Below are 17,656 nucleotides of genomic sequence, written 5' to 3' on the forward strand. Positions count from 1 at the left end.
GCAAAATTACAAAATTATTGCTACATTTGCACTTGTCAAACCAGATAAAAAACTTTATGCACGAACACATCATCGAACTGTTAGACCAACGGCGGCTGAAAGAAGCACTCGTCCAGCTGCAAGCTTTTGCCGTAGAACTGGAAGACTGGCAATTGAATGCAGACATCGAAAGCCTGTCAACTACATACAATTATATGCTGCAATACGCAGCCCAAGGAGTAAACGACCCCGAACGTGGGAAAATGTACTGCCACTTGTGGAGAAGGGCATATGAACTGGCCGACAAGGCAAACTTCATCAAAACCGGAAAACGCGGAACTGGATATTTTGCCGACACCTACCGCCGGCAAATGCAACACCCTGCACATTCGTTGCAAGAATTGCAAATGACCTTGGAAATGTTAAGCGAAGACATGGCATTGTCACAACTGCCAGTGACCGAACCGTTGCAGACAGACAAAAAAGAAAATCCTTTTATCAGGCATGAACAGACGGTAGATGAATTATTTTACAAAATATGGACTTCGGCACAATGGTCGGAAAACGAACAGAACCAAGCCGAAGCCTTTCTCTCGTCATTGCTGATACCAGCCAACGATATTGCCGTGATGCTCAGTGCAACCACCCTCAGCCTGCTACACATATTCGACAGCCGCAAGTACCAATTCCTTATCAATGCCTATCAATCAGGCACCGACACGCTAGTCACCCAACGGGCACTGGTAGGTATCGCCCTGGTAGCATACTACCAAGAGGCACGCCTCAACCTCTATCCCGAACTGCTGGCTGCCCTTTCACTGCTCACCGATAAACCGAAAGCAGCTAAAGAACTGCTCACCATACAAATTCTACTCCTTCTTTCACGCGAAACAGAAAAGATAAGCAAAAAAATGCGTGAAGAAATCATCCCGCAAATGATGCGTTCTGCCAACATAGCCAAAACCGACCTGAAAATTTTAGACCTGGAAGAACTGGAAGACAAAAATCCGGAATGGAGCAAAGGAATGGCACAGGTGGAAAATACCATCCGTGAACTAGGCGAACTGCAAATGGAAGGAGCGGACACCTACATGAGCACATTCTCACAACTGAAAAGTTATCCTTTCTTCCGGGAAGCAGCACATTGGTTCTACCCATTTGATAAACAAACCCCCGAAATAGCTCCACTCTTCAAAGACGAAAAAGAAGGACAACGCTCAATGATGGGACTGATAATGGACTCACCAGTCTTCTGTAATTCAGACAAATACTCATTCTGCCTCACGCTTTTCAACCTGCCCGAACAACAACGTCAGTACATGACTTCGCAGTTCAATGCACAAACCGAAATGCAAGCGGAACAGATACAAGCACTTTCTGAAACATCAAAAGACTTTCAAAAACCCGAAATCGTCAGCCGGCAATACATCCACGACCTTTACCGCTTTTTCAAGCTATGGATGTACCGCAACGAAGTGGACGACATATTCAAAAGCAAACTTGACCTGTGGAACTGCCAAGCACTCGGTCCGCTGTTGCACCACACCGAAGCCATCAAGCACATCGCCGACCACCTGTTTGCCAAAGATTATATGGAAGAAGCATCACAGCTTTATCTCCGGCTGAGCCAGGAAGAAAAGCCCAACGCCGAAATCATGCAGAAGCTCGGCTACACCTACCAGAAAATGAAAAACTATGAGGAAGCCATCCGGGCATACCTTCAAGCCGACCTGCTCAAGCCCGACCATCTTTGGACTTTGAAGCATCTGGCACAATGCTACAAACGTACCCGACAATACTCAAAAGCATTGGAATACTACGAGAAAGTGAAAGAAATGAAGCCCGATGACTTGAATATTCTGCTCCAAATCGGACAATGCCTTGCCACTCTCCGCCGCTACAAGGAAGCATTGGCATACTTCTTCAAGGTTGAATACTTGGACAATGCACCTGCCAATGCACAGCGTGCCATAGGCTGGTGTTACTTCATGACCGGTAAATACGAAGATGCGCTCCGGTTCTATCGCAAACTGACAGATACACCCGATAATGTACCAATGGCCGACTGGCTGAACACCGGACACGCCTATCTGGCACTTGGAAAAATTCCAGAAGCCTTGGAACATTACCGGAAAGCTGAAAACAGCTGCATAAGCCATGAAGCATTTATCCAGAACTTCAAAAACGACAAAGAAGCATTACTTGAACAAGGCGTACCCGAAGACACACTTTACCTTATTCCAGATATGCTGTAAAAGACAAAAAAATGAATGCCCGCAAACAGCCAATACATACCCCTGAAAAATGAATATATACTGCATACGCAGTTGAATATATACTGCATACGCGGTTGAATATATACTGCATACGCGGTTGAATATATACTGCATACGCCTATGGATATATACTTCATCGGCAAATGCAGTACTACTGCGTTTTCAACTCAGTCAGATTGGCTAATTGCGGACATGCATTATTAAAAGGAAACAAGGTGCGCACGGAGTTCCTTTTCCAACCTCAAGCATACCTCTTCCATAGGAATTTCCATACCGGTTTCCTTGGCTAACGAGGTCACTCCCTTATCGATGAAGCCACACGGATGGATGTAACCGAAATAACGCAAATCGGTATTCACATTCAGTGCCAATCCGTGCATTGTGACAAAATGGCTGCTCCGTACTCCGATAGCACATATTTTCCGCTCAGAAGAAGTGCCGATGTCCAGCCATACTCCCGTAGCTCCCTTCACTCTTCCGCCCTCAATGCCATAGGAGCGGCACACACCGATAACTGCCTCTTCAAGTACCGAGACATATTCTTTCAATCCCAAATGAAAATCTTCCAGACAAAGGATGGGATAACACACCAGCTGCCCGGGTCCATGAAATGTAATGTCTCCTCCCCTGTCGATATGAAAAAGCTCTGCACCTATCCGCTTCAGTTGTTCTTTGCCCAACAACATATTCGTCTCTTTCCCGTGCTTTCCCAACGTATATACAGGGAGGTGCTCGCAAAACACCAACCGATTAATATAAGATACATGGCCGGCACGCGCCGCAATCACCTCATTAAACAAACGAGACTGGCGTTCCCATGCTTCCTGATAAGGAATCATACCCCAATTTTCTGTTTCCAACGATACTTTCATTTTGCCTTTCGCTTTATATTATGAATTCCGCATCCAGCCAATATCCCCCCTGAAAACGAAGTTATATTCATAAACCATTCCAATCAACTGCTACAGCCCGCGAAGACAACTGAAACGGTAAAGTTGAGAAGCTGTTTTGAATTTCTCCAAAAAGTGTTTCTTGTCTTGATGTATACGTTTTCGTGTGTGCTTTGGGCGATAAATTCAAAACAGCTTCTGAATATATCTTCATTTGGGAGACATCTTATCCGGTGACTGATTGCGGTATTTATTCCCGTGTTAGATCCCTTGATACAATTTCAGCCCGAAACGGGGAGCCATAGCCAGCAGATGATCGAAAATATCCGACTGGATACGTTCATACTCCCGCCACGCCTTGATGCGTGAAAAGAAATATACACGAATGGGCAGACCGTGCTCGGTAGGTTCTTTCTGCGAAATAATCAAGTCCAAATCCTGGTTCACCACCGGCAAACTCATCAGATAACGCTCGATGTAAACACGATACACCTGCGAATTGGTCGGCACCTGACCTTTGTCCGGCACATAACCGACAAGCAACGGAACATCTTTGCAAAGACGTTCTAATTCATCCGGAGCACAAAAGCGGATAGTATCCAAGTCCAGCCAGATGCGCTTATCCACCCGGCGTCCTCCACTTTCCTGCATTCCACGCCAATTTTGGAACGTACTGTTCACCATTGTATAAGGAGGTATGGTAGTAATGGTATTGTCCCAGTTTTGAATCTTCACCGTGTTCAGCGTAATTTCCTGCACTATCCCGTCGGCTGTCCCATTAGGCAAAGTCACCCAGTCACCAATCCGCAACATATCATTAGCAGAAAGCTGAATGCCCGACACAAATCCCAGAATACTATCCTTAAATACCAACATAAGCACCGTGGCAGCAGCCCCCAGACCGGCAAAAAGCGTCACGGGCGATTTATCGATAAGCGTGGCAACACTCAGTATACCTCCCAGGAAAAACAGTACCACCTGACATACCTGCACCAATCCGCGGATAGGATGGTTCTTCCGGATTTCTTTTGAATTGTAAATGTCGAGCATCACCAGCAACACCGCATTCAGAGTGAACAATATAGACACAATGATATAAACGGCACAGACACGCTGCGAAAAATCCAGCATCCCCTTCCCTTTCACGAAAGCCAAGGGCAAAAGCATATAAATCAACATGCCGGGGACGATGTGCAGCAGATGATGCACCACCTTGCGTTCTACCAGCAAGGTATTCCACTTTCGAGGGAACCGGCGTGTGTAACGCTTGATTCCTCCCACCACAATAGCTTGGAAGAAATAATTCAGGCCCACGGCCAACAATATGATGAGCGCAGCCACCACTGTTTCGTCGAACATATTGGCATACTTGGGTGAGAATCCCCACGAAATAAGCAAGTCGTTCATCCATCCACCCAACGTACCGATGTTTTGTATTGTTTCCATAAACAAATGTTTTTATAAATTATTACAAATAATAACACGCTAAAGATACAAGATGTTCAGCAGACCGGCAAGAAATCCCCCTAAGTTTTTTCCAACAGACCTTCTCCCGACATCCATTCCGTCATTCCCAAATCCATTCCGGATAACATACAGTTCTCATAAATATTTTTTCCACATCACCCTTTGCATAACGAAAGACGCGTGTACGTAGCAACCGACTGATATTTCCAACCTTTTTGCAAAAAGATTAAGAGAATATATACAAAAAATTCACAAACTTGTGTTATCTTTGTCATATCAAAATCAGAGGAACCTAAAACAAATGATATGAAGCATAGAACGAACTTATTTTTATCGCTGATATTCAGCGTCACGGGATGTTGCATGCTGCCGGGCTGCCTACAACAAGACAAAACGGAAACAGCACCACAAGTATGTACTGTGAGCACAGACACCATCATCTACCTGCAAGAAGGAGAAGAAGTTCCATCGTGCAAAATCAACTTGGATTTCTCGTACCTCAAACCAACGGCTGAAAACGATTCGGTATCACCTAGAATCAACGCAGCCATCCAAAAAACACTTTTCGGAAACGCTTTCATGACAATGACTCCCGACAAAGTACTTTCCACACTGGCAGACAATTACATACGCGGATACAGGACAGATGTAAAAGGACTGTTCGATGCTGACATGCACAATGGTATGAAACCAACCGACGTACCGGCATGGTACAACTACGAATACCAATTGAACACAGAAATGAAGCAAGGATACAACGGCGTATGGAATTACACACTGACTAATTTCCGTTATACAGGAGGTGCACATCCCAACACTGAAACCACCTGCCTGAACATCGATTCAAAAACGGGAACGATATTGAAAAAAAATGATGTATTCAACCCCAAAGATACCGCCAATATCTGCAAGCTCATCATGAACGAACTGATAAAAGAAACAAACCGAAGACTGAATACCGATACCATCACGTCATTGGACGGACTGCAAGAACAAGGCATCTTACTGGATACATATTTATACATACCGTCGAACTTCCTGCTGGAAAAAGAAGGAGTGACATTCTACTACAACCACTACGAAATAGCCCCTTACTCGGCCGGCGACTTCCGTTTACAGGTAAACTATGACGATATTCAACCTTATATGAAAAAGTAACAGTACAACCATGGACATCATTCTAAAGTACTTTCCTACCCTGACAGATACCCAAAAAGCACAATTTGAAGCATTGGGAGAACTTTATACCGACTGGAACAGCAAAATAAACGTCATTTCCAGAAAAGACATCGGAAACTTATACGAACACCACGTGTTACACTCACTAGGCATCGCAAAAATTATTTCGTTCCGGCCAGGAACAGAAGTGATGGACTTAGGTACAGGAGGTGGGTTCCCTGGCATTCCGCTTGCTATTCTCTTCCCCAAAGTGAAATTTCACCTGATAGACAGCATCGGGAAAAAGATAAAAGTAACTACGGAAGTGGCTAATGCTATCGGGCTGAAAAATGTAACCACACGCCAGTGCAGAGCTGAAGAAGAAAAAGCACAGTTCAATTTCGTTGTAAGCCGGGCTGTAATGCCACTGGCCGACCTGCTGAAATTAGTCCGAAAGAATATCAAGAAAGAGCAATGCAATGCCTTGCCCAACGGCTTGATTTGCCTGAAAGGCGGCGAGCTGCAACACGAAATTCTACCCGTAAGGCATCAGGCAATTGTCACGGAACTGACAAATTTCTTCAAGGAGGAATACTTCAATACGAAAAAGGTTGTGTATGTAAGCATAAACAAATAAAAAGTGACTCTACGAAAGCTATGACCATCAAACGTTTTCAATTCAATATGTTTCCCGTCAATTGCTACGTGATTTCCGACAAAACGGGAGAAGCAGCCATCATCGATGCAGGATGTTATTATCCAGAAGAAGAACAGCAACTGAAAAGATACATTAACGACAACAACCTGAATGTAAAACACTTGCTGAACACCCATCTCCATTTAGACCACATATTCGGCAACACATTCCTGTTGCGCGAATTGGGACTGAAAGCTAAAGCATGCAAGGAGGATGAATTCTTGCTGGAAAAGATGCCTGCCATGTGCCGTATGTTCGGATTTCCGCCCAACGCTGCCCCGGCAGAATTGGGAGGATACATAGCCGATGGCGACAAAATACAGTTTGGAGAAAGCACGTTGGAAGCCATCCATGTACCTGGACACTCTCCAGGAGGAATGGTATTCTACAATGCTGAAAACCAATGCATCTTCAGCGGAGACGTTCTGTTCCAAGGAAGTATAGGACGTGCCGACCTGGAAGGAGGAAACTATGACGAGTTGCTGGACAGTATTGCAACCCGTCTCTTCACCTTGCCTGATGAAACAATCGTATATCCCGGACACGGAGAACCGACCAGCATCGGACAAGAGAAAATGAACAACCCTTATTTTAAATAACAACCAGACAGACAAGTCGACAAGACATGAGGGAAACAAAATAAGAAATCTTGCCGACTTGCTCCTAAAAATCTAAAAACCATGAAGACAGACATTTTTGCCAACCGCCACATTGGCATTTCGGACTCCGACCTTCCCAAGATGTTGGAGAAAATAGGTGTCGGCACATTGGATGAACTCATTGACAAAACTATCCCGAAACAAATCCGACTGAAAAAACCGCTAGATCTGCCACCGGCAATGACCGAACGAGAATTTTCCGAACATATCACGCAGATGGCTTCGCACAATAAAGTCTACAAATCGTATATAGGTACGGGATGGTATGATACAATTACTCCAGCCGTCATCCAACGTAATGTATTCGAAAACCCGGTCTGGTATACTTCGTACACACCTTATCAAACCGAAATCTCACAAGGACGCCTGGAAGCCCTCATCAATTTCCAGACTGTAATAAGCGACTTGACCGCCATGCCGCTCGCTAACTGCTCACTCTTGGATGAAGCGACTGCAGCAGCTGAAGCCGCCACAATGATGTTCGCTTTACGTAGCCGCGCACAACAAAAGGCTGGCGCCAACACACTCTTTGTCGATCGGGAAATATTCCCACAGGTACAGGCAGTTATCCGCACACGTGCCATACCGCAAGGTATCGAAATAAAAACCGGTGACTATAAAAAACTGGAATTCACTCCCGACATATTTGGTTGCATTGTACAATATCCAAACAATAGCGGCAACATCGAAAACTACAGCAACTTTACCGCCCGTGCACATGAATCTGGATGCAAAGTAGCAGTAGACGCCGATATTTTAAGTCTAGCCCTGCTGGTTCCTCCCGGAGAATGGGGAGCCGACATTGTATTCGGAAGCACCCAGCGACTGGGTATACCTCTGTTCTATGGAGGACCATCAGCTGCTTATTTCGCCACACGGGATGAATACAAGCGCAATATGCCAGGAAGAATCATCGGCCTCTCGAAAGACAAATATGGACATGTATGTTACCGGATGGCTTTACAAACACGAGAACAGCACATCAAACGTGAACGGGCAACATCGAATATCTGTACAGCTCAGGCACTGCTCGCTACCATGGCGGGTTTTTATGCTATATGGCACGGTGCAAAAGGCATTAAAGAAATAGCCCAACGCATCCACAGCATAACCAACTGGCTGAACCTCCGGCTTACCGGCTTGGGATATATCGAACGGAATGAAACATTTTTCGATACACTCCGCCTTGGCCTTCCAGAAAATGTGTCGCAAGAAAAATTGCGCACCATTGCTTTGAGCAAAGAAGTAAACCTGCGCTATTTCGACAATGGCGATGTAGGTATCAGCATTGACGAAGCTACCACATTGGCAGATGCCAACCAACTCTTTATGATATTCGGCATCGCTGCAGAAGAAACGGTACATGAAGTAAAAGATATCACAGACAGTTCTTCAATCAGCCCCGACATGTGCCGCCGTTCACCTTTCCTTACCCACGAAGTATTCAGCCTTTATCACACGGAAACGGAAATGATGCGCTATATCAAGCGACTGGAACGCAAAGACATTTCCCTTACCCATTCCATGATTTCATTAGGGTCGTGTACCATGAAACTGAATGCCGCAGCCGAAATGTTACCACTTAGCAATTCGGCATGGATGAACATCCATCCGTTAGTGCCAGAAGAACAAGCCCAAGGATACCACGAACTGATAGAAAACCTTTCCAAACAATTGCTTGCCATCACAGGTTTTGACGGCATTACTTTTCAGCCCAATTCAGGAGCAGCCGGCGAATATACAGGACTGCGCATCATCCGCAGTTATTTGGAAAGTATCGGACAAGGGCATCGGAACTTGATTCTGATTCCAGCATCAGCTCACGGAACCAACCCGGCATCTGCCGTACAAGCTGGATACGAAACCTTGACTTGTGCCTGTGACGAACACGGAAACGTAGACGTAAATGACTTACGCGAAAAAGCAGAAGCCAACAAAAATCGTCTTGCGGCACTTATGATTACCTATCCGTCTACTCATGGCATTTTCGAAAGCGACATTATGGAAATCTGCCAGATTATCCATGCCTGTGGAGCACAAGTATATATGGACGGCGCAAATATGAATGCGCAAGTGGGACTGACAAATCCAAGTACCATCGGGGCAGACCTGTGCCACCTCAACCTGCACAAAACATTTGCCAGTCCACATGGAGGAGGCGGTCCAGGTGTAGGTCCAGTTTGCGTATCCGAACACTTGATTCCATTCTTGCCAGGTCACAATCTGTTCGGGAATGACACTAATGAAGTTTCATCTGCCCCATACGGAAGTGCCGGCATCTTACCCATTACTTATGGGTACATTTCAATGATGGGTGCAAAAGGACTGGAACAAGCCACAAAAACAGCTATCCTCAATGCCAATTATCTGGCAGCATGCCTGAGCGATACCTATGGTACAGTATATCGGGGAACAAACGGCTATGTGGGGCACGAAATGATTCTGGAATGTCGCAATATCCACGAAGAAAGCGGAATAACAGAAAACGACATTGCCAAACGTCTGATGGATTACGGTTATCACGCTCCGACCCTATCATTCCCTGTACACGGCACATTAATGATAGAACCTACCGAAAGTGAAAGTTTAAGTGAACTTGACAACTTTATAGACTGTATGCTCTCCATCTGGAACGAAATAGAAGAAATCAAAAATGGCGAAGCATCAAAAGAGGACAATGTGCTAGTCAATGCCCCTCATCCCGAATACGAAGCCGTATCAGATCGATGGCAACATTTTTACACACGTGAAAAAGCTGTCTATCCGACAACAAGTGTACGAGAAAACAAATTCTGGATAAATGTGGCACGCGTAGACAACACATTGGGAGACCGCAAACTATTGCCTACACGCTACGGTTCATTTACAGATTAAAAAAGACAGATAAAGACAATAAAGAAAGGCTCAAAATAGCATTTGGGATTAAAGTCAAGACATGAAGCAAGAGAAATCTTTCCTTTCTTACCTTATATATTATAAAGTATAAAGGACTTCATATCATAAGTATAAAACCAAGACATCTCATTTTCTATCTTGAGCCCTTTCTTTTGATTAAAGATTCATCGGTCTCGAAAACCTATCATAAAAAAGTACCTGTTGAGACGTCTGCTAAAATCATATTTCCCCAAGTATGCAGAAAGTGAAACACGCTTTCCAGGCAATATCACGGTTTTTCTTTTAATGAATTTTCCAGACGGATAAGCTCATCACGATATTGTGCAGCTTCAATGAAATCCAGTTTCTTAGCCGCTTCCTGCATCAGCTTCCGAGTGCGATTGATGCTTTTCTGCAACTGTTCTTTTGACATGTATTGTACAATCGGGTCTGCCGCAGCATAGAACTGTTCCGGAGCATCGGTGTAAGCCTTAGGTTGTTTCGAAACCGGTGTCTCGGTATCTGTCTTTTCAAGCAAAACGTTGTTGTATGCCCGCTTGATTTGTTGAGGCGTGATGCCATGTGCTTCGTTGTAAGCCAGCTGCTTGATGCGGCGGCGATTCGTTTCATCGATAGTCAGCCGCATACTGTCAGTTATCCTGTCGGCATACATAATGACTTTCCCATTAACATTCCGAGCTGCCCTGCCGGCTGTCTGGGTCAACGACCGGTGTGAACGAAGAAAGCCTTCCTTATCCGCGTCCAATATGGCAACCAGCGACACTTCAGGCAGGTCAAGCCCTTCACGAAGCAAATTGACACCAATCAACACATCGTAGGTACCTTGGCGCAAATCGTCCATTATCCTCACACGCTCCAGTGTCTCTACATCGCTATGTATGTAGGTGCAACGGATACCATGGTTGAGCAAGTATTCAGTCAGTTCTTCTGCCATACGCTTGGTAAGCGTGGTGACAAGTACACGCTCCTGCATTTCAATACGTTGCTGAATTTCTTCCATCAGGTCGTCCACTTGGTTCATACTGGGACGCACCTCAATAACCGGATCCAATAAACCAGTAGGACGGATGACTTGTTCCACGACAATTCCTTCACTTTGCTCCAGTTCGTAATCGTCTGGGGTAGCACTGACATAAATAACCTGCTTCACCATTTCCTGAAACTCGTCAAACTTCAACGGGCGGTTATCCATAGCTGCCGGCAAACGAAACCCATATTTAATCAGGTTTTCCTTACGGGCACGGTCACCTCCATACATAGCACGAATTTGCGGCACACTGACATGACTCTCATCGATAACCATCAGAAAATCTTTCGGGAAAAAGTCGAGCAAGCAATAAGGACGGGTACCTGCCTCCCTACCATCGAAGTATCTTGAATAATTCTCAATACCGGAACAATGCCCCAGTTCGCGAAGCATTTCCATGTCATAAGTAACACGTTCGTACAAACGCTTGGCTTCGAACGTTTTTCCCTGATCTTCAAAAAAAGCCACTTGTTTGGTAAGGTCGTCTTCTATTTCGTGAATAGCCCGGAGCACACTTTCCTTTGTAGTCATGAACAGATTGGCCGGGTAAATTCTGTACTCGTCAAATTCTGCCTGCCTGTGCCCTGAAACCGGGTCTATCTCTTCAATAGCATCTATTTCGTCATCCCAAAACATCACCCTCAAAGCACTGTCGGTATAAGCGAGATAAATATCCACCGTATCTCCTTTTACCCGGAAGTTTCCCCGGTTCAGTTCAATATCGTTTCTGACATAGAGACTGTCTACCAATTTTCTGAGAAAGACATTCCGATCTATCCGTTTGCCTTTCTTAATGTCTATTACGTTATTGTAAAAATCTGCCGGATTACCCATTCCATAAATACAGGATACAGATGATACCACAATGACATCTTTCCTGCCAGAAAGCAAAGCCGAGGTAGCAGCAAGCCTCAACTTGTCAATTTCCTCGTTTATGGCAAGATCTTTCTCTATGTAAGTATCAGTAGAGGGGATATAAGCTTCCGGCTGATAGTAATCGTAGTAGGAAACATAATATTCTACGGCATTGTTCGGAAAGAAATTCTTAAACTCACCATACAATTGAGCGGCAAGTGTCTTGTTGTGACTCAGAATCAACGTTGGCTTGTTGATGTTCTTGATGACATTGGCAATGGTAAACGTCTTACCCGACCCAGTCACACCAAGCAGCGTCTGGGCAGGAATGCCATTTTTTACTCCTTCGGTCAATTGCGCGATAGCTTCCGGCTGGTCGCCAGTAGGCTGGTAGTCTGATACGAGTTCAAAATTCATACGGCTATGTTTAAAAAGCGTGTAAAGTTACACAATAATTTTCATCGGAATGGAACAGACGAGATTTTTTGTATTAAAAATTATTGAGATGTTGCATTATTCGGCAGAAAGCCGTAATTTTGCACAACTATATAGATTGATATGAAAAAGTACATCGTTATGGCATTGCTTCTTGGCGGAGTGTTGTCTTCGTGCGGGGAGTATAATACCGTACTTAAAAGTACGGACTACGAATATAAATATGAGGCAGCCAAAGGGTATTTTGCCAAAGGTCAGAACAGCCGGGCTGCAACCTTGCTGGAAGAACTGATTTCTATCTTGAAAGGAACGGCCAATGCAGAAGAGTCAGCATATATGTTGGCTATGACGTATTTCAACCAAGGCGATTATATTTCGGCTTCTCATTATTTTAATGTGTATTACACTACTTACCCGCGTGGAACCTATACTGAATTGGCACGCTTTTTCTGTGGAAAATCGCTGTATCTGGATACACCTGAACCGCGGTTGGACCAGACAAGCACTTATAAAGCCATTCAGGAATTACAGATGTTCATCGAATACTTTCCGACAAGTTCACGCAAGGAAATAGCCCAAAACATGATTTACGAATTGCAAGACAAACTGGTGGAAAAAGAATACTTGTCTGCAAAACTGTATTACGACCTAGGTTCGTACACAGGAAACACCTCGTATAGCAGTACGGGTAACAATTATCTTGCAGCCGTTGTGACAGCACAGAATGTCTTACGGGATTATCCCTATACCAAACGGCGGGAAGATCTTTCGATTCTGATTCTCCGGGCCAAATATGATATGGCAAAAGAAAGTGTCCTTGAAAAGAAGGAAGAACGTATGCGCGAAGCAATAGACGAGTATTATGCATTCAAAAACGAATTTCCCGAAAGCAAGTATATGCCGGAAGTGGAAAAAATCTTCAAGGATGCCAGCCAATACATAAAAGACGAAAATTAATCAAAGGTTTATAATAAAGTAAAATTATGGATTACAAAAAAACAAACGCTCCGACCAATACCATTACCCGTAACCTGATGGAATTGTGTGAAGACACGGGTAATATCTATGAAACCGTAGCTATTATCGGTAAGCGCGCAAATCAGATCGGCGTAGAAATGAAGAACGATTTGTCTAAAAAACTTCAAGAATTTGCTTCTTACAATGATAATTTGGAGGAAGTGTTCGAGAACAGGGAGCAGATTGAAATTTCACGTTATTATGAAAAATTGCCGAAACCAACATTGATTGCCACCCAAGAATATATTGAAGGCAAGGTATATTACCGCAATCCGGCCAAGGAAAAAGAAAAATTGCAATAATCGAATTAAAAACAGGACACAGATACGTATTGTTACCAGACTTTCCAGAATAAGGGAAAAGGTATAAGAATACGCTTCTGTGTCTTTTTGTTCTAGAAAAGAAAGACTAGTTATGATACAACGTATTCAAACAGTTTATTTATTTGTGGCTACAGTACTGCTGGCAATCGCGATGTCGGTACCTGTGGGATATTTTTATACAGAAACCAGTGTGGCTGTGTTAAGTAATCTGTCTGTTATCGCTGCAGACGGTACCTCAAATTACACACCGGGAGTAATGTTTGTGCTCCTGTTCATAGCTGCCTTACTTGCATTCGTCACCATTTTCTTCTATAAAAAACGTATGCGGCAAATCCGCTTGGCTATATTCAGTAATGTGGTTTTGGCAGCATACTATCTCGTAGTAGGAATATATGCTTATTCTGTATTGGCGGCATACGGTAGCTTCACCCCCTCATGGGCAATTTGCTTGCCATTTATTTCGCTTGTGCTGAATTGGCTTGCCATCCGTGGCATAAAGAACGACGAAAAATTAGTACGCTCTTACAACACAATCCGTTAAACTGCCTGAAACACTCTTCTATTTAATTATAATGAATGTCCGCATTCAGCCAATACAATACCTCTGAAAAATGAATATATACTGCATCCGCGGTTGAATATAACTGCATCCGCCTACGAATATATCTTCATCGGCAAACGCAGTAGTACTGCGTTTACAACTCAACTGGACCGGCTAATTGCGGACATTCTTTTTAGCTAATTACAATACCAGAAATTCAGTAAAAAATCAAGAGATAAGATACCGTCAGTCATCTTTCTTCATTCGTTTTTTACTAAAGAATACAACAACTAAACAAAAAAATTATGTGTGGAATCGTAGGATACATCGGACAAAAACAAGCTTACCCCATCCTGATAAAAGGGTTAAAACGACTGGAATACCGTGGATATGACAGTGCCGGAGTAGGGCTGATCAATGAATACCACAAGCTAAATGTGTATAAAGCTAAAGGAAAAGTTTTGAATCTGGAAGAACTCACCACGCAAAAAGATGTGACAGGATGCATCGGCATCGCCCATACACGCTGGGCTACACACGGAGAACCATGCCAAGCTAACGCTCACCCGCACGTGTCTCAATCAGGAAACCTGGCATTGGTACATAATGGTATCATTGAGAATTACGCCCTTTTGCGCGAACAACTCCAACAAAAAGGATATACCTTTAAAAGTTCGACCGATACCGAAGTGCTGGTCCAACTCATAGACTACATCCAGACCAGTTCGCATATTGACCTGCTGGATGCTATCCGGATAGCCTTACACCGCGTTATCGGAGCATACGCCATCGCCGTTATTGACCGACGACAACCAGGCCGCATTCTTGCGGCACGCAAAAGCAGCCCATTAATAATCGGCGTAGGAAGTGACGAATTTTTTCTGGCATCAGATGCTACTCCTATCGTAGAATATACAGACAAAGTGGTTTACCTGCAGGATAATGAAATAGCGGTACTCGAACCTGGGAAAGCACTTAAGGTAGTCAATCTTGAAAACGAACAACAACTGGCCGAAGTGAAAAAAATAGACCTGAACATCGGCCGGCTGGAAAAAGACGGATACCCACATTTCATGCTGAAAGAAATATTCGAGCAACCCGAATGCATCAACGACTGCATGCGTGGAAGAGTGAACAAAGAGACTCATGAAGTACAGCTCTCTGCCATAAGCGAACATAAAGAGCGCCTGCTTGGAGCACGAAGATTCATCATTGTAGCTTGCGGTACCTCATGGCATGCCGGACTTATCGGGAAACAACTCATCGAAACCTTCTGCCGCATCCCTGTGGAAGTGGAATACGCCTCGGAGTTCCGTTATCGCAATCCGGTGATTGACAATGGAGATGTAGTTATTGCCCTCTCACAATCAGGTGAAACAGCCGACACGCTGGCAGCCATCGAATTGGCAAAAGAAAAAGGAGCTTTCGTATACGGCATCTGCAACGTAGTAGGTTCGTCCATTCCACGAAACACGGATACTGGTTCATACATCCATGTAGGTCCCGAAATCGGGGTGGCATCCACCAAAGCCTTTACCGGCCAGGTAACAGTGCTAACCCTCTTTGCCCTGGCACTGAGCAAAGAAAAGCAACTTATTAATGACACAACGTACCGCTGTATCATTGACGAACTGGAGCAGATACCAGAAAAAATAAAAGAGGTATTAAAACAAAACCAAAACATTGCCGAATTATCGCGCATATTCACATATGCACACAATTTCATCTACTTAGGACGCGGATACAGCTATCCTGTAGCATTGGAAGGTGCACTGAAATTAAAAGAAATCTCGTATATTCATGCCGAAGGCTATCCGGCTGCCGAAATGAAACATGGCCCCATCGCTTTGATAGACACAGAAATGCCCGTAGTAGTCATTGCCACACAAAATGCAATGTATGAAAAAATAATAAGCAACATTCAGGAAATCAAGGCACGAAAAGGGCACATCATCGCTTTAATAAACCCGAACGACACGATAATCAGCAAACTGGCAGACGAATGCATCGAAATACCGGAAACTCTGGAATGCCTGGAACCACTCATTACCACTATTCCCCTCCAACTATTAGCCTACCATATTGCCGTATGCAAAGGCAAAGATGTAGACCAACCACGGAACTTGGCAAAATCGGTCACAGTAGAATAGCGACACGTCAATAAGTTGACAAGGTTTTCTGATACATTAACTACTCAAAACCTTGTCAACTTATAATGATATCTCGTCAACTTTGGTTACTCCACATACAATACCAATCCTTTCAAATATTCTCCTTCAGGATGATAGATATTTACCGGATGGTCACCGGGCTGAGTCAGCTGGTGCAAGATACGCACACTACGCCCTGCCTGAGCAGCAGCTGTAAAGACCGCATTGCGAAAATTATCCTTCGTTACCACCTGCGAACAGGAGAAAGTAAACAGAATCCCTCCCGGACGAATCTTCTCGAAAGCTTTTGCGTTGAGTTTGGTATATCCACGCAAGGCATTACGAAGTGCGTCACGGTGCTTGGCAAAAGCCGGTGGATCAAGAATAATCAAATCATACTGTTCTCCCATACGGTCAAGATACTTGAATGCATCTTCGGCAAATGCCTGATGACGCACATCGCCAGGAAAATTCAACTGCACATTTTCATTAGTAAGGTCGATTGCTTTCGAAGAACTGTCTACAGAATGTACCAGTCTGGCACCTCCGCGCATTGCATAGAACGAAAATCCACCTGTATAGCAGAACATATTAAGTACATTTCTCCCTGCTGCATAACGTTCCAATAAGCGACGGTTTTCCCGCTGGTCGACAAAAAAACCTGTTTTTTGTCCTTTAAGCCAGTCAACATGAAACTTCAAACCATTTTCCATCGCTACATTATCTACACTTCCACCTCGGATAAATCCATTTTCAGTAGCCAGCAAATCGGCCTTGAAAGGCAACGTGGTTTCCGACTTGTAATAGATATTCTGAACCGTATCATCCATCACTTCGGACAAAGCGGCAGCTATTTCCATCCGGTCCAAGTGCATTCCTGCCGAATGAGCCTGCATCACAGCCGTCTTACCATAAATATCAACTATCAAGCCGGGCAGGTTATCGCCTTCACCATGCACCAGGCGATAAGTATTGGTCTGCGGATTACCAATCAGTCCCAAAGCCTCACGTACCTTCCGTGCACACGACAATTTACGTACCCAAAAAGCACGGTCAACCGGTTCTTGTACAAACGAAAGTACCCGTACTGCAATGCTTCCAATCTGGAAATGTCCGCAAGCGATAAATTCCTTCTCCGATGTATATACATCTACTACTTCTCCTTCTTCCGGTTCATTCTCTACCCGAGCTATGGCACCTGAGAAAATCCAAGGATGAAAACGCTTCAATGATTCTTCCTTTCCGGATTTCAAATAGACTCTTTTATATGACACGTTATATAATATT

Annotated in this window: 13 protein-coding genes; 9 read left to right on the forward strand and 4 right to left on the reverse strand. The window is 44.2% G+C overall.

The window, feature by feature from the left end:
• Positions 1 to 56 precede the first annotated feature (56 nt).
• Positions 57 to 2,234: a CDC27 family protein gene (locus B5F25_RS02525; protein ID WP_087247388.1), complete on the forward strand. Its 2,178-nt coding sequence runs from the start codon at positions 57 to 59 to the stop codon at positions 2,232 to 2,234.
• Positions 2,235 to 2,455: 221 nt separating this feature from the next.
• Here the strand turns inward: B5F25_RS02525 and lipB are convergent, their stop codons facing one another.
• A complete protein-coding gene (gene lipB / locus B5F25_RS02530) occupies positions 2,456 to 3,127 on the reverse strand; it encodes a lipoyl(octanoyl) transferase LipB (RefSeq protein WP_087247390.1) in 672 nt (223 codons plus the stop codon).
• A gap of 279 nt (positions 3,128 to 3,406) precedes the next feature.
• A complete protein-coding gene (locus B5F25_RS02535; RefSeq protein WP_204247017.1) occupies positions 3,407 to 4,573 on the reverse strand; it encodes a mechanosensitive ion channel domain-containing protein in 1,167 nt (388 codons plus the stop codon).
• A gap of 345 nt (positions 4,574 to 4,918) precedes the next feature.
• Here B5F25_RS02535 and B5F25_RS02540 point away from each other — a divergent pair, with 345 nt between their 5' ends.
• The 4 genes from B5F25_RS02540 (at position 4,919) to gcvP (ending at position 10,000) form a co-directional block, all read left to right on the forward strand.
• A complete protein-coding gene (locus B5F25_RS02540; RefSeq protein ID WP_087247392.1) occupies positions 4,919 to 5,770 on the forward strand; it encodes an RsiV family protein in 852 nt (283 codons plus the stop codon).
• A 10-nt stretch (positions 5,771 to 5,780) separates the two neighbouring features.
• A complete protein-coding gene (gene rsmG, locus B5F25_RS02545; protein WP_087247394.1) occupies positions 5,781 to 6,407 on the forward strand; it encodes a 16S rRNA (guanine(527)-N(7))-methyltransferase RsmG in 627 nt (208 codons plus the stop codon).
• Positions 6,408 to 6,427: 20 nt separating this feature from the next.
• Positions 6,428 to 7,066: an MBL fold metallo-hydrolase gene (locus B5F25_RS02550; protein WP_022039329.1), complete on the forward strand. Its 639-nt coding sequence runs from the start codon at positions 6,428 to 6,430 to the stop codon at positions 7,064 to 7,066.
• 81 nt (positions 7,067 to 7,147) lie between these two features.
• Entirely contained in the window at positions 7,148 to 10,000 is a 2,853-nt protein-coding gene (gene gcvP, locus B5F25_RS02555; RefSeq protein ID WP_087247396.1) for an aminomethyl-transferring glycine dehydrogenase, read from the forward strand.
• A 289-nt stretch (positions 10,001 to 10,289) separates the two neighbouring features.
• Here the strand turns inward: gcvP and uvrB are convergent, their stop codons facing one another.
• Positions 10,290 to 12,320, reverse strand: coding sequence for an excinuclease ABC subunit UvrB (gene uvrB / locus B5F25_RS02560; protein WP_022039331.1), 2,031 nt, complete (start codon positions 12,318 to 12,320; stop codon positions 10,290 to 10,292).
• Positions 12,321 to 12,461: 141 nt separating this feature from the next.
• Between uvrB and bamD the strand changes: the two genes are divergently transcribed.
• From bamD to glmS, 4 genes are all read left to right on the forward strand, one after another.
• Positions 12,462 to 13,295, forward strand: coding sequence for an outer membrane protein assembly factor BamD (bamD, locus tag B5F25_RS02565; RefSeq protein ID WP_087209402.1), 834 nt, complete (start codon positions 12,462 to 12,464; stop codon positions 13,293 to 13,295).
• Between the two features lie 26 nt (positions 13,296 to 13,321).
• A complete protein-coding gene (locus tag B5F25_RS02570; protein ID WP_022039334.1) occupies positions 13,322 to 13,657 on the forward strand; it encodes a DNA-directed RNA polymerase subunit omega in 336 nt (111 codons plus the stop codon).
• 112 nt (positions 13,658 to 13,769) lie between these two features.
• The gene (locus B5F25_RS02575; protein ID WP_087247398.1) at positions 13,770 to 14,219 is read left to right on the forward strand and encodes a DUF4293 domain-containing protein; all 450 of its coding nucleotides are present in this window, start codon (positions 13,770 to 13,772) and stop codon (positions 14,217 to 14,219) included.
• A 305-nt stretch (positions 14,220 to 14,524) separates the two neighbouring features.
• A complete protein-coding gene (glmS, locus tag B5F25_RS02580) occupies positions 14,525 to 16,369 on the forward strand; it encodes a glutamine--fructose-6-phosphate transaminase (isomerizing) (RefSeq protein ID WP_087247400.1) in 1,845 nt (614 codons plus the stop codon).
• Positions 16,370 to 16,455: 86 nt separating this feature from the next.
• On the opposite strand, the gene B5F25_RS02585 is transcribed toward glmS, so the two are convergent.
• Complete coding sequence (locus tag B5F25_RS02585) at positions 16,456 to 17,643, reverse strand: class I SAM-dependent rRNA methyltransferase (RefSeq protein WP_022039337.1); 1,188 nt, start codon at positions 17,641 to 17,643, stop codon at positions 16,456 to 16,458.
• Positions 17,644 to 17,656 lie beyond the last annotated feature (13 nt).

It is taken from the genome of Bacteroides sp. An19, from assembly GCF_002160215.1.
In the GTDB taxonomy this organism is placed as follows: Bacteria; Bacteroidota; Bacteroidia; order Bacteroidales; family Bacteroidaceae; genus Phocaeicola; species Phocaeicola intestinalis.

What these genes read in the sequence shown, in the direction of transcription:
- B5F25_RS02525 (WP_087247388.1), top strand. Translation starts at nt 57, where the DNA reads ATGCACGAACACATCATCGAACTGTTAGACCAACGGCGGCTGAAAGAA.
- lipB (WP_087247390.1), bottom strand. Translation starts at nt 3,127, where the DNA reads ATGAAAGTATCGTTGGAAACAGAAAATTGGGGTATGATTCCTTATCAG.
- B5F25_RS02540 (WP_087247392.1), top strand. Translation starts at nt 4,919, where the DNA reads ATGAAGCATAGAACGAACTTATTTTTATCGCTGATATTCAGCGTCACG.
- rsmG (WP_087247394.1), top strand. Translation starts at nt 5,781, where the DNA reads ATGGACATCATTCTAAAGTACTTTCCTACCCTGACAGATACCCAAAAA.
- B5F25_RS02550 (WP_022039329.1), top strand. Translation starts at nt 6,428, where the DNA reads ATGACCATCAAACGTTTTCAATTCAATATGTTTCCCGTCAATTGCTAC.
- gcvP (WP_087247396.1), top strand. Translation starts at nt 7,148, where the DNA reads ATGAAGACAGACATTTTTGCCAACCGCCACATTGGCATTTCGGACTCC.
- uvrB (WP_022039331.1), bottom strand. Translation starts at nt 12,320, where the DNA reads ATGAATTTTGAACTCGTATCAGACTACCAGCCTACTGGCGACCAGCCG.
- bamD (WP_087209402.1), top strand. Translation starts at nt 12,462, where the DNA reads ATGAAAAAGTACATCGTTATGGCATTGCTTCTTGGCGGAGTGTTGTCT.
- B5F25_RS02570 (WP_022039334.1), top strand. Translation starts at nt 13,322, where the DNA reads ATGGATTACAAAAAAACAAACGCTCCGACCAATACCATTACCCGTAAC.
- B5F25_RS02575 (WP_087247398.1), top strand. Translation starts at nt 13,770, where the DNA reads ATGATACAACGTATTCAAACAGTTTATTTATTTGTGGCTACAGTACTG.
- glmS (WP_087247400.1), top strand. Translation starts at nt 14,525, where the DNA reads ATGTGTGGAATCGTAGGATACATCGGACAAAAACAAGCTTACCCCATC.